This window comes from Parageobacillus thermoglucosidasius, from assembly GCF_001295365.1.
Classification (GTDB): domain Bacteria; phylum Bacillota; class Bacilli; order Bacillales; family Anoxybacillaceae; genus Parageobacillus; species Parageobacillus thermoglucosidasius.
Window position 1 is genome coordinate 3,660,272 of the sequence record NZ_CP012712.1, and the last position, 12,928, is coordinate 3,673,199.

Consider the following 12,928-nt stretch of genomic DNA (forward strand, 5'->3'; position numbering starts at 1 on the left):
AGGCAGCATGTCAAGGCGCTTTTCTTGATCGACAAACAACGTCTTTTATTATAACGAATCATTCGGAGTTTGGCAAGCAAAAATGTGAAAACCGTGAAGACAGAACTTCACGGTTTTCGGCTGTTCCGTTTGTTTGTTGGCGCCCTCGCATCATGCGGGCGCCTTTGCCATTTGATCTAGTTCCGGCGTACTTCTGCCTTCAAAGCGGCAATAAAGTCAGCGAGCGCCATTGTTTCGCTTTTTTGTTCGCCATATTTGCGGACATTGACGGCATCTTCTGCCATTTCCTTGTCACCGACGACAAGCATATAAGGAATCTTTTGGATTTGTGCTTCGCGAATTTTATATCCGATTTTTTCGTCACGTCCATCGACTTCCACGCGGAATCCTTGCGATTGCAGCGCCTCTTTCACTTTATACGCATAGTCGAGATGCGCTTCTGGAGATACCGGGATCACTTCGACTTGCACCGGTGCGAGCCAAGTCGGAAATGCCCCTTTATATTCTTCGATTAAGAAGGCGACGAACCGTTCCATCGTCGAAACAACTCCGCGATGGATGACAACCGGGCGGTGCGGTTTGCCGTCTTCGCCGATATATGTCAAATCAAAGCGCTCTGGCAATAAGAAGTCAAGCTGCACCGTTGATAACGTTTCGTCCTTTCCAAGCGCCGTGCGCACTTGCACGTCTAATTTCGGACCGTAAAACGCCGCCTCTCCTTCCGCTTCATAATACTCTAACCCTAATTCATCCATCGCTTCACGCAGCATGCTTTGCGCTTTTTCCCACATTTCATCATCATCGTAATATTTTTCTTTATCATGCGGATCGCGGTAAGAAAGGCGGAATGAATATTCGTCCAATCCGAAGTCTTTGTACACTTCTAAAATTAAGTTAACGACACGTTTGAACTCATCTTTAATTTGGTCTGGGCGCACAAAAATATGGGCGTCGTTTAATGTCATGCCGCGGACGCGCTGCAAGCCGGAAAGCGCTCCGGACATTTCGTAGCGGTGCATCGTGCCGAGCTCTGCGATGCGGATTGGCAGCTCGCGGTAACTATGAATTTTATTTTTATAAATCATCATATGATGCGGACAGTTCATTGGGCGCAGCACAAGCTGCTCGTTATCCATCTCCATCGGCGGGAACATGTTTTCTTTGTAATGATCCCAGTGGCCGGAAGTTTTATATAATTCGACGCTGCCGAGCACTGGCGTATAAACATGCTGATAACCTAGCTCGATTTCCTTATCCACAATATACCGTTCGATAATGCGGCGAACCGTCGCCCCTTTTGGCAGCCAAAGCGGCAGCCCTTGTCCGACTTTTTGCGAAGTCATAAACAATTCAAGCTCTTTTCCTAACTTGCGATGGTCGCGCTCTTTTGCTTCTTGCAGCTGGCGAAGATATTCATCTAAATCTTCTTTTTTAAAGAACGCTGTTCCGTAAATGCGCTGCAGCATTTTATTATTGCTGTCTCCGCGCCAGTACGCCCCGGAGATGTTCAACAGCTTAAACTCCTTAATTTTTCCTGTCGACGGAACGTGGACGCCGCGGCAAAGATCGAAAAACTCACCTTGTTCGTAAATGGAGATCGTTTCTCCTTCCGGAATATCGTTAATTAATTCGAGTTTTAAATTATCGCCAATTTCCTCGTAAAGGCGGATCGCTTCTTCGCGGCTTACTTCTTTCCGGACGATTTCCAAGTTTTCTTTCACGATTTTCCGCATTTCTTGTTCAATTTTCGGCAAGTCTTCCGGAGTTAGCGATTCTTCCATATCGATATCGTAATAGAAGCCATTTTCAATGACCGGACCGACGCCGAGTTTGACGTTTTTATAAAGGCGCTTAATCGCCTGGGCCATTAAATGGGCCGTGCTATGGCGCAAAATATCAAGCGCTTCCGGCATATCTTGCGTTATGATCGAAATCGACCCATCTTCCTGAATCGGGGTACGCAAATCAACCAAACGATCGTTTAGTTTTCCTGCGATCGCTTTTTTCTTTAATCCCGGGCTAATCGATGCGGCGATTTGTTCTGTCGTTGTTCCTTTTGGAAACTCCTTTACCGCTCCATCAGGAAATGTAATGCGTATCATTTCCGCCATACCCTTTTCCTCCTTTTTTTATGTTAAAAAATAAAAAAACTCCTCCCTCCATAAAGGGACGAGTTTGCTTCGCGGTTCCACCCTTCTTCCCATCGCCGGCAAAAAGACACACTTCCCCGCAGCGATGGCTCGAATCGAATAACGGCCGTACCGGCGGCAATTACTGGACATGTGTCGTTCACTGCCGCAGCTCCGAGGTGGTAAGTGTATTTTTCGTGTTAGGAAGGTTGCAGCCGATGCCTTCCCTCTCTGGAAACCGTAAAAATACACCCATGTCCTCATCATTGCTTTTATGTATTCTCTATGCACTTTATTATAGAAGGAATGCATGAAAAAATCAAGATCATCCCTCTTGCTGTGCATCAATGATGCGGGATTTTGCAAAGTCGCTTTGTCTATAGAGACGGATGCGCTCTTGAAATACGTTTTGGATCGTTTGAACCATGCCGTCCTCCTCATGATCGGTATATAAATAAATAATAGCTGGAGCGATGGAGACAAGCGGCGCTAATAAGGAAGAATCAATGTACATCGGTTGGCTGACGATCAAATTGCGGTCAATCAATTGCTTTAATTCACCTGCTGTAATTTCGCGCAACTTTTCATCCAAAAAAAGAAAAGATGGCGGCTTGTGGACTAAATGGATGACAGGCAATTTTGGCCGCTTGGCTGCCACGAAATCGCGCAACATTTGCACAAAATTTTGGTACTCTTGCTCAAGTTTATACTCATCAATCGCCAATTCAACGTAATGTTGCAGCTGTTCCATATATGGTTTAAGACGAAAAGTGACAAAGGACGAAAAGGAAAAGGAAAGTCCGTCTTTTAAAAAATGCTTTAGCGCGTTTGCAATCAATGTTTTCCGCGAAACGGAAGGCTGTTTTCCCATCCGGTAATCATACCTTTCTCCATCAAGAAACGAATGGGCAAGCTGTAAAATTTGCTGCTGTTCTTCTTTATCTTGAAAATAAAACGTATCAGAGATAATCGATAGCAATAGCCGGTCTTCAATAAAATGAAGGATCAATGTCGTCATTGCCGGTATCAAATCACATGAAATCGCTTCATCGGTGTCGCCATATATGTAAATCGTGACGAGGGAATCTCCATTGTATGTTGTTTGAAAGCGCGGATGAGCCGTTTTTTTCTGCCTTTTATTCAGTAAACAAAACAACTTTTCAGCGTCATTTGCCTGTTCAAAATAAATTTCAATCAAACGCCGTTTCCCCCCTTACGAGTGAATGCTTGTTCTATATATATGGGGGCAAACGATGGTTTAGAATAAAAAATAAAAGGATATTTCCGTTTTAGGAAACATCCTATTCAAGCCGGCGGTTTTTTCCTTTCACTTCGACCGGCTGCGCCAAATAACGGATCCGCTCCATAATGCGCGCCGCTTTCATTTGTTCTTCTTCTCCGCGCTGCGAATATGTCAAATGATGCGCCAGCTGCTGCAAATCAAAGTTCGATGTAAAAAATGTCGGCAAGTTTTCAAACATCCGGTATTGCAAAATAGGGCCTAATAAATCGTCGCGCACCCAGCTTGACATGGATTCAGCGCCGATATCATCGAGCATCAAAATCGGCACTTTTTTGACATAATCAAGCTTTTCGTTAATCGTTTGGTCTTGCAGCGAACTTTTGAGCTCACGGAAAAACTCCGGCACATACACGATAAGGGACGGAACGTTTTTTTTCGCAAGGGCGTTGGCGATCGCGCCAAGAATATACGTTTTTCCAACGCCAAACGACCCGTATAAATAAAGTCCTTTCATTTTCTTTCCCGGTTCATACTCCGATACGAAGCGATCGGCAAGTTCAATCGCCTTCATCCGCCCCTCATCGGCAAGATCAATATCCGAAAGCGACGCTTGCAAAATCTCGCGGGGAACAAACAAACTTTGAATCAATGACTCCTGCCGCTTCCGCTCATCATATTTTATTTTTGCAGGGCAGCGGTCATACTCGACATCAATGGCTGCCCCTTTGATCACAAGACGAGGATGGTAGCCTTTTAAAAAGTTTTTGCATTGGTCCAAACTCGGGCACTGGCTGCAGTTTTTGCTTTGCTCCATAAACTCATACAGCTTCATTAAGCTGCGGTCCACCATTTCCTTTGAGATTTCCCGCTCATGTTCGCGCAAAAACGCTTGGATTTCTGGGTGGGAAAGAATCCTCCGTTTCATTTGCACATAGTGCTGCTGAAACCCTTTCTTGCCAAGCAATCGATTTAACAGTTGATCGATTCGTTCCATCATCTTCACATCCTATTGTTCGTCGCGATATTTTTTTAACCGTTCTTCTAACTCCCGCCGTTTTTCCTCAATATTTATGTTTTCATCATTATCTTGATCATCGTTTTGACTATAATCCATATTGAGCCATTCTGGCAATAATTCTTTTCGCACCACTTTTCTACTTGTTTTTTTGTCTTTTTCTTTTGCCCAGCTTTGATATGTTTTTGTTTCCCGTTTTGCCAGCTCCATCGCTTCCTTGACGGTTTTCACATTTTTCCGAGCCCAATGGCTGGCGATTTTTTCGACATACGGTCTAGTCAATTTCATATCCGTGCGCAACAGGACATAATAAATTAACACGTTTACGACACCAGGAAGCAATTGTTGCTGGAACATAATATCTTCAATCAGCCGCAAATCGCTCATCGATGGTTCGGCTCCCCCGCCTATTTCGGTTAACAATTGGCGCGGAGAGATCCTTTCCAGTTCTTTCATCAACAGTTCCTCTTTTGTTTTCGGCTCGACATTCGTCATCGTACGATATGGAAGCGGCTGCACACGCGAACTTAAGCTAGGCGAGGAGTCGCCGCGTTCAAACTCATACCACTCATGGACAGCTTTCCGCAATGCATCGATATCAATATGGTCAGACGGATCGATCACACTCATGACAATTTTTTGCATATCCAGCGGTCCGATGCCGTATAAAAACGCTAATTTTTTTATCGCTTCTTTTACTTTCGGCGTAATCGCCCGCTTTGGCACCATATACCTCGATAAACCGGCAAAAAACAGCTCAAAGTCGAATACATCATCGCTCAGGTCATACGTATTTTCTTTTCTGCCGATATACTCATACCCATCAACAACTCGTAAATCTTCTTGCATTTCTTCATTCATCTTCGCAACCATCTGCTCGACATGCACGGATGCAAATACATCATGGAACGCGCGAGTAACAGGAGAAAATTTTGTTCGGTCAATGGACGGGGCGGAAAAAAATTGTTTCAGTTTCTGAAACTTATGTTTGCCGATACGGTGATAGAGGAAAACGTTCAGCATTCCGTCAGTAAAAAATTGTTCCGGCGTAAGCGGCGGCTGCAATTCATAAATAAATAGTTTCGGTTCTTCTCTATTCACATACGTCTTTAATAGACCGATGCCTTCCAGCTTCAAACGTTCTTCGTAAATTTCCTTTAAATTGCATTGCATCAGCACCATCAGACTATGATGGGTCGTTTCCTTTTCCGAAAGCAGTTCCAATTCGCTCCATAACGTCATATAAAGGCTTAAGGCCCGATAACCTATTAACGGTTGATAAAGCAGCGTAAGCACTTTTCTGTCAAAATCATGAAGCACTCCGTTGCTCCGCACCGTATAGCGGTCAACCGGGATTAATTCTTTCCAATGATGTTCCATATTCTCGACCTTCCGCACTAAGTTTTGCCGATGAAAAAAAGGGCTTGTTATCCATTTTGCCAAAAGCCCTTTTTAGCGCTGTTCTTTTTTCAGTAATTCTTTTAATTCCTCAATGAAGACATTTAAATCTTTAAATTGGCGATATACAGAAGCAAAACGGACATAGGCAACCTCATCGACTTTCGACAAACGCTCCATCACCATTTCGCCGATCGTTTCGCTTTTCACTTCCGCTACTCCTTGATTGCGCAACTCCCTTTCAATATCTTGCGTAATTTTTTCAAGTTCTTCCAGAGCAACCGGACGTTTCTCGCACGCTTTAATAAGACCGCGCAAAATTTTATCGCGGCTGAATTCTTCGCGCGTTCCTTGTTTTTTCACAACAATCAGCGGCATTTCTTCCACTTTTTCAAATGTTGTAAAGCGATAGTGGCATTGTTCGCATTCCCGCCTGCGGCGAATCGAACGCCCTTCATCCACCGGGCGCGAATCAAGGACCCTTGTACCATGATGCTGGCATGATGGGCATCTCATATAACCAACTCCGTTTTTATTCTTACCTTTATGATAACGAAACAAATGATAGCGGGCAAGTTGTTTCGTTATGCGTTTATTCCAGATCCAATATACGGAAGACGCTGATCTAATTGGCGATACAAATCGATGATGACATTTCGGCTTCTCCCAAAGTCAAATGGCAAAAACGTTGTTTCGGTCGTCACCGAAAAATCTACCGCGGTTTCCAATGGACGAACAGAGATGACGGTAGCGACAATAAACACTTTTTTTCCTTGGCGGGTCGTCGCGCTGAACTCTCCTCTTTCTTCGGAAACAGATAATAATTCATAATTTGGAGAAGAAGTGAACAATTCTTTTACCGCCTTGATCACCGTAGCGTTTGTCGCTTTATAGTAATGACTCCGCAGCGCTTCATCTTCATGGTTTTCTCTCGTTTCACAATGGTTGGTCAGCGCATATTTCCACTTTTTCCAAACGCTCATGATTCCTTCCCCTTGTCCGCTAGTTTTATGTTTTTTATATCCATTATCATATCATTACATCTTAATAGATGTATATTGAACAAATATGAAACAGTAAAAAAAGAGGTGCGCCATTTAGCACCTCTTTTGCTTTCGTTCGTTATGATTATAATGCTTGCGCTTTTTTCACTTCAATTGGGCGCATGCCACGCGGAAGTTCGATCGTTTCACGCGTTTGTGCCCCAAGTTTATCGGCGATGTAATCCGCCGCGATTGTCGGATCTAAATGTCCGCATGTGTAAACATCGATGCTTGCATAGCCGTGTTCTGGAAACGTATGAATGGTCAAGTGTGATTCCGAAATAATGACAACTCCGCTAACTCCTTGCGGTGCAAACTTGTGGAATGCTACTTCGCGAATTTCTGCTCCAGATTTCAATGCAGCATCAACAAACGTCTTTTCAATAAATTCGATATCGTTCAGCTTATCAAAATCGCATCCCCACAACTCCGAGATAACGTGACGACCCATTGTGTCCATTTAAAATCCCCCTTTTAACAAATTTTCTTAAACGATAAACACGAAACTCTTTTGCAATAATGGCATGTATAACTACCACGGGGGAAAGTTAGTCCTAAGAGGTCCTAACCCTTTAAGTAGTCACATTACCGTTGCCTTTAAGAAGTTCACGAGACATAGTATACTTTGTTTGCGTTTTTTTTGCAACATACTTTTTAAATTTTTTTAACGCATATCGCTTTCCTCGTAAAATCTCCAAAACGTCGGCCGCTTTTCGCCAAAAAAAAAAAGCGCTGGCCGTTCTTGCCAGCACTTTTTGCCTCATTTAAGCGTTCACACTGATCTTTTCTGCCATCTTGTTTGCCACCATATTTGCCAAATCCACGACTCGGCAAGAGTAGCCCCATTCGTTATCGTACCATGCCAATACTTTGATTTTCCGCCCTTCCATCACCATTGTCGATAAGCCGTCAATAATGGCTGAGTGCGGATTTGTGTTAAAATCGATCGACACAAGCGGCTCCATCGTAAAATCAAGAATCCCTTTTAACGGGCCGTTTGCTGCACGAATAAATGCTTCGTTAACTTCTTCTACCGTCACTTCTTTTTTCACATCAACGACCAAATCGACTAATGACACGTTCGGAGTCGGCACACGGAGCGCCATTCCGTGCAATTTTCCTTGCAAATGAGGCAGAACAAGCCCCAGCGCTTTTGCCGCTCCAGTCGTCGTCGGAATGATCGATTGCCCGCAAGAACGCGCACGGCGCAAATCTTTATGCGGATTATCAATATTTTTTTGGTCATTCGTATATGCGTGAACGGTCGTCATTAAGCCATTTTCAATTCCAAATGCTTCATCAATCACTTTTGCAACAGGAGCAAGGCAGTTGGTTGTACAAGAAGCGTTGGAAATAATCAAGTGCTTGTCAATGTCAAGCATATGTTCGTTTACGCCAACAACGATCGTTACATCTTCATTTTTCCCCGGCGCTGTCAAAATCACCCGTTTTGCCCCCGCTTCTAAATGAAGGCTTGCTTTTTCCCGGGAATTAAATTTTCCGGTCGCTTCGATCACAATGTCAATATCAAGCTCTTTCCACGGCAGTTCTTTCGGGTCGCGCGAACTAAGCAGCTTGACTTTTTTGCCGTTGACAATAAAACCGTCTTCCACCGGGACCACTTCGCCGTCAAATTTGCCATGATTCGAATCATATTTTATTAAATGAGCCAACGTTTCGGATGGATAACTCGCATTTACCGCTACGATATCTAGGTATGGGGAGTAAATGGCTTTGCGGAACACCATTCTTCCGATTCGTCCAAACCCATTAATCGCCACTTTTGCTTTCATTCATGTTCTCCTTTCATCATATATGCTATACTAATTAACAGCATTTCACAAAAATAGTATATCATATTTCGGTGATATGTGAAGAAAAAATTCAGTAAAATCATAAAAAAAGCGCCCTTTTTAAAGGGCGTTCCATCTTTTGAAAATTTGCCAAAGCTGTTGTTTCGTTTCTTCGATCGTCCCGTTATTATCAATGACTGCATCTGCTTTTTTCACTTTTTCGCGAAGCGGCATTTGCGCCTGAATTCTCGCAAGCGCCTCTTCCTTGGAAAAGCCGTTTCGCTTCATCAAACGCTCCAGCTGAACATCATCATCGACGTATACAACAATGGTCTTATCCACCAAATGGGTTAGTTCGCTTTCAAATAAAAGCGGAATGTCTAAAACGACCGTTTTGGCGCCTTTTTGAACGTACGCTTCCTTTTCAGCGAGCATGCGCCGCCGGACAGCAGGATGAACGATGGCGTTCAGCTTTTTTCGTTCCTGCTCGTTATGAAAAACAATCGCTCCTAGTTTCGCCCGGTCAATTTCCCCGTCTTCCTGCAAAATCTCTTGTCCAAATGCCTGAATAATTTGATTGTACGCTTCCTCTCCCATTTTCACGACATCGCGGGCAATTTGATCGGCGTCAATGACCGGGATGCCAAGCTCGCGAATCATCTTTGTCACCGTGCTTTTTCCGCTCGCGATGCCGCCCGTTAATCCAATCGTAAGTGCCATATCGTCCTCTCCCTATGTGGTTAATGCTGGCAAAAGGCGCAATAATGAGTGCCCCGGCCGGCAACCACCGTTTTTTGAATCGGGTTGCCGCAGCGTTTGCACGGTTCTCCTTTGCGCCCGTACACGAATAACTGCAATTGAAACATTCCGATTTCCCCTTGCGTGTTGACGTATGACCTTACCGTGCTTCCTCCTTTTTCGACCGCTTCTTGCAATGTTGCCACCATTTCCCGATGCAAACATGCCGCCTCCTCATCCGTTAATGATGACGCGGCGCGTTCCGGATGGATTCCGGCGCGGAACAGCGCTTCATCGACATAAATGTTGCCGAACCCGACGACAACGGTTTGGTCAAGCAGCGCCGCTTTGATCGTTCGGTTCGTTTTTCGCAGCCGCTTTGCAAGAAAATTTGCGGTAAACTCTTCCGAAAACGGTTCTGGGCCTAACTGTGACAAAGGAAGCCGGGAATCTTCTTCTCCTTTCGGATAAAGATGCATCGTCCCGAATTTTCTTACGTCACGATAGCGAAGTTCGGTGCCGTCTGTAAACTGAAAAATCACGTGCGTATGCGGCTCGATGGCATCTTCCTTTTTCGAAACCGCATAACGCCCTTCCATGCGCAAATGGGAAATAAGCACATGTTCATCAAAAATAAATTTTAAAAATTTTCCCCGCCGATGAATGTCACGAATCGTTTGTCCTTTTATCGTTTCTATAAATTCACTAATATTTGCCGGATGTTTTATGATTCTCGGCCAGAACACTTGAACATCGGCAACGGTTTTGCCAGCGGCTAACGGAATGAGAGTGCGGCGAATCGTTTCAACTTCCGGCAGTTCTGGCATACACAATCCCCTTCCTTTACTTGGCGTCATACCATGTCGGACCAAAATGGTAATCGACTTTAAGCGGCACCCGCAGTTGCACCGCATTTTCCATGACTTCCGGTACAATTTGTTGCAACCGTTCTATTTCGTCTTTCGGCGCCTCCAAAATGAGCTCGTCATGCACTTGCAGTAACATGCGTGCTTTCATGTTTTCTTTTTGCAGCCGCTTCGATAAATCGATCATCGCTTTTTTTATAATGTCGGCGGCGCTTCCTTGAATCGGCGTATTCATCGCCGTCCGTTCCGCAAAGCTGCGCAAATTAAAGTTCCGGCTTGTAATATCCGGCAAATAACGGCGGCGGTGCAGAAGCGTAGTCACATAGCCTTTTTGTTTCGCCTCTTGGACGATATCCTTCATATATTGCTTTACTCCTGGAAAAATCTCAAAATATCGCTTAATGAATTCAGCTGCTTCTTTTCTTGTAATGTTTAAGTTTTGCGATAATCCGTAATCGCTAATGCCGTACACGATGCCGAAGTTTACTGCTTTTGCCTGCCGGCGCATGTTCGGCGTCACTTCCTCTTTGCTCACATGAAAAATATCCATCGCCGTTTTCGTATGAATATCCAAACCATGGCGGAACGCGTCAATTAAATTTTCATCATTGGCGATATGGGCAAGCACACGCAGTTCAATTTGCGAATAATCCGCGGAAAAAATGACCCAATCCGGCTCTGACGGGATGAACGCCTGGCGGATTTTTCTCCCTTCTTCTAAACGAATCGGGATGTTTTGCAAATTTGGTTCTGTAGAGCTTAGCCGCCCTGTCTGGGTCAGCGCTTGGTTAAAAATCGTGTGCACTTTATTCGTGTCGCGATGCACGACCTTTAACAGCCCTTCGATATACGTCGATTGCAGTTTTCCTAATTGACGGTAATGCAAAATTTTCTCGACGATTTCATGTTGCGGAGCAAGTTTTTCCAGCACTTCCGCCGATGTCGAATAGCCTGTTTTCGTTTTTTTCAATACAGGCAGCTGCAGCTTTTCAAATAAAATGACGCCTAACTGTTTCGGCGAATTGATGTTGAACTCTTGGCCAGCTAAGCGGTAAATTTCTTGCTCCACTTCTTTCAGCTGTTCTGCCAATTCTTCCCCCATTTCTTTTAGCCGCTCGACATCGACTTTCACACCGGCAAACTCCATCTCCGCGAGAATGGTGGAAAGCGGCAGTTCCAAATCCGTGAATAGAGAATATTGCTCGTTTTCTTGCAAATCGTGAATAAAACCCTGTTCTAATGCGCGTATCGCCGCCGCTTTGCGCACGAGATGCTCTGCTAAAACTTGTTCATCCGGTACTTTTTGCTTCGCACCTTTTCCGTATACTGCTTCATCTGATTGGACGCCCGCATATTGCTTCGTTTTCGCAATGGAAGCGACGTCTTCGGTCGATTGGGATGGGTTTAACAAATAGGAAGCGATTAATAAATCAAACTGAATGCCGCGCAGATGCACTCCTTGCCATTTTAAAGAAACGATTGCCCGCTTGCCGTCAAAAACGCTTTTTTTCTTTGACTCATCTTCAAGCCATGTTGTAAACAAAGAAGACGACAGCGCCGTATCTGTCCGGATAAAAAAGTTTCCATGCTCATTTGCGATCGCAAAGCCTAAAATCGGCGCTTTATGATAGTTGGATTCCAACACTTCGACAACGAGGGCCGCCTCGTCGGACAAAATTGCTTCCGTCACCTCGTCGACAATCTTATAACCGATTTCCGGCAAGGCCACCGCTGTTTTTTCCTCTTCTTGCGGCGCCAATTTGCCAAGCAGCGAGTTAAAACTAAGCTCTTTAAATAAAGCAATCACTTTGTCCACATCATATCCGCGATATTCTATATCTTCAAACGAAAGATCAATCGGGGCGTCGCGCAAAATGGTCGCCAGCTGTTTGCTCATTAAAGCAAGATCGCGGTGCTTCTCCAAATTTTCTTTCAGTTTGCTTCCGCTTATTTGCTCGATCGAGTCTAATATGTTTTCAATGGAGCCAAACTCTTTTAACAGCTTTAATGCCGTTTTTTCGCCAATTCCCGGCACGCCCGGAATATTATCGGATTTGTCTCCCATCAGCCCTTTTAAATCGATGATTTGTTCTGGCGCCAATCCGTATTTCTCCCGCACCGTCTCCGGAGTATATGACTCGACATCGGTAATGCCCTTTTTCGTAATATCTACCGTTACATGATCAGAAACAAGCTGCGTTAAATCGCGGTCTCCGGAAATCACTTTTACTTCAAATCCTTCGTTTTCCGCTTTTGCGCACAATGTGCCGATAATATCATCCGCTTCGTAATTTTCCAACTCGTAAAAACGAATTTGGTACGCATTTAGCAATTCCCGCAATAACGGAAACTGCTCGGATAATTCCGGAGGCGTCTTTTGCCGCCCGCCTTTATACTCTTCGAACGTCTTATGACGAAATGTCGTTTTCCCGGCATCGAAAGCAACAAGCATATGTGTCGGCTTTTCTTCTTCTAAAATTTTCATTAACATCATCGTAAATCCATACACCGCATTCGTATGAATCCCTTTATCGTTATGTAAAAGCGGCAACGCAAAAAAAGCGCGGTATGCGACACTGTTTCCATCAATAAGTACAAGTTTCCTTTTCAACACATTCCCTCCTCCAACACTGTTGCTCTTATTGTAACATGATTTGCTGCACAACAAAAAAGGACGAGAACGTTTTTTCGTCCTCGCTGTCT

Annotated in this window: 11 protein-coding genes and 1 other annotated feature; all 11 genes read right to left on the bottom strand. The window is 44.4% G+C overall.

Translation table 11 applies throughout. The features are described from left to right. Positions 1 to 176: 176 nt before the first annotated feature. The gene (gene thrS, locus AOT13_RS18070) at positions 177 to 2,111 is read right to left on the bottom strand and encodes a threonine--tRNA ligase (protein ID WP_042384481.1); all 1,935 of its coding nucleotides are present in this window, start codon (positions 2,109 to 2,111) and stop codon (positions 177 to 179) included. A 51-nt stretch (positions 2,112 to 2,162) separates the two neighbouring features. After that, positions 2,163 to 2,405, bottom strand: a binding site (T-box leader). 49 nt (positions 2,406 to 2,454) lie between these two features. Then, complete coding sequence (gene ytxC, locus AOT13_RS18075) at positions 2,455 to 3,327, bottom strand: putative sporulation protein YtxC (RefSeq protein ID WP_003248685.1); 873 nt, start codon at positions 3,325 to 3,327, stop codon at positions 2,455 to 2,457. Positions 3,328 to 3,430: 103 nt separating this feature from the next. Further along, positions 3,431 to 4,366, bottom strand: a complete 936-nt coding sequence (dnaI, locus tag AOT13_RS18080) for a primosomal protein DnaI (protein WP_003248684.1) — start codon at positions 4,364 to 4,366, stop codon at positions 3,431 to 3,433. Positions 4,367 to 4,378: 12 nt separating this feature from the next. Continuing rightward, positions 4,379 to 5,767 (bottom strand): replication initiation and membrane attachment family protein, encoded by a 1,389-nt coding sequence (locus tag AOT13_RS18085; protein WP_003248683.1) that lies wholly within the window; start codon positions 5,765 to 5,767, stop codon positions 4,379 to 4,381. A gap of 72 nt (positions 5,768 to 5,839) precedes the next feature. Then, positions 5,840 to 6,301: a transcriptional regulator NrdR gene (gene nrdR / locus AOT13_RS18090; protein ID WP_003248682.1), complete on the bottom strand. Its 462-nt coding sequence runs from the start codon at positions 6,299 to 6,301 to the stop codon at positions 5,840 to 5,842. 68 nt (positions 6,302 to 6,369) lie between these two features. After that, the gene (locus tag AOT13_RS18095) at positions 6,370 to 6,768 is read right to left on the bottom strand and encodes a hypothetical protein (protein ID WP_003248681.1); all 399 of its coding nucleotides are present in this window, start codon (positions 6,766 to 6,768) and stop codon (positions 6,370 to 6,372) included. Between the two features lie 145 nt (positions 6,769 to 6,913). Further along, complete coding sequence (gene speD, locus AOT13_RS18100) at positions 6,914 to 7,288, bottom strand: adenosylmethionine decarboxylase (RefSeq protein WP_003248680.1); 375 nt, start codon at positions 7,286 to 7,288, stop codon at positions 6,914 to 6,916. Between the two features lie 304 nt (positions 7,289 to 7,592). Continuing rightward, a complete protein-coding gene (locus AOT13_RS18110; protein ID WP_013400248.1) occupies positions 7,593 to 8,621 on the bottom strand; it encodes a glyceraldehyde-3-phosphate dehydrogenase in 1,029 nt (342 codons plus the stop codon). Between the two features lie 120 nt (positions 8,622 to 8,741). Beyond that, positions 8,742 to 9,341: a dephospho-CoA kinase gene (gene coaE, locus AOT13_RS18115; protein WP_003248675.1), complete on the bottom strand. Its 600-nt coding sequence runs from the start codon at positions 9,339 to 9,341 to the stop codon at positions 8,742 to 8,744. A gap of 20 nt (positions 9,342 to 9,361) precedes the next feature. Continuing rightward, the gene (gene mutM / locus AOT13_RS18120) at positions 9,362 to 10,186 is read right to left on the bottom strand and encodes a DNA-formamidopyrimidine glycosylase (RefSeq protein WP_042384474.1); all 825 of its coding nucleotides are present in this window, start codon (positions 10,184 to 10,186) and stop codon (positions 9,362 to 9,364) included. A 16-nt stretch (positions 10,187 to 10,202) separates the two neighbouring features. Then, on the bottom strand, positions 10,203 to 12,836 hold the full coding sequence (polA, locus tag AOT13_RS18125) for a DNA polymerase I (protein ID WP_042384471.1): 2,634 nt from the start codon (positions 12,834 to 12,836) through the stop codon (positions 10,203 to 10,205). Positions 12,837 to 12,928 lie beyond the last annotated feature (92 nt).

Bases quoted from the DNA above. Each gene is read 5' to 3' on its own strand.
- coaE (WP_003248675.1), bottom strand. From the start codon at position 9,341: ATGGCACTTACGATTGGATTAACGGGCGGCATCGCGAGCGGAAAAAGC.
- mutM (WP_042384474.1), bottom strand. From the start codon at position 10,186: ATGCCAGAACTGCCGGAAGTTGAAACGATTCGCCGCACTCTCATTCCG.
- nrdR (WP_003248682.1), bottom strand. From the start codon at position 6,301: ATGAGATGCCCATCATGCCAGCATCATGGTACAAGGGTCCTTGATTCG.
- AOT13_RS18110 (WP_013400248.1), bottom strand. From the start codon at position 8,621: ATGAAAGCAAAAGTGGCGATTAATGGGTTTGGACGAATCGGAAGAATG.
- AOT13_RS18085 (WP_003248683.1), bottom strand. From the start codon at position 5,767: ATGGAACATCATTGGAAAGAATTAATCCCGGTTGACCGCTATACGGTG.
- AOT13_RS18095 (WP_003248681.1), bottom strand. From the start codon at position 6,768: ATGAGCGTTTGGAAAAAGTGGAAATATGCGCTGACCAACCATTGTGAA.
- thrS (WP_042384481.1), bottom strand. From the start codon at position 2,111: ATGGCGGAAATGATACGCATTACATTTCCTGATGGAGCGGTAAAGGAG.
- speD (WP_003248680.1), bottom strand. From the start codon at position 7,288: ATGGACACAATGGGTCGTCACGTTATCTCGGAGTTGTGGGGATGCGAT.
- dnaI (WP_003248684.1), bottom strand. From the start codon at position 4,366: ATGGAACGAATCGATCAACTGTTAAATCGATTGCTTGGCAAGAAAGGG.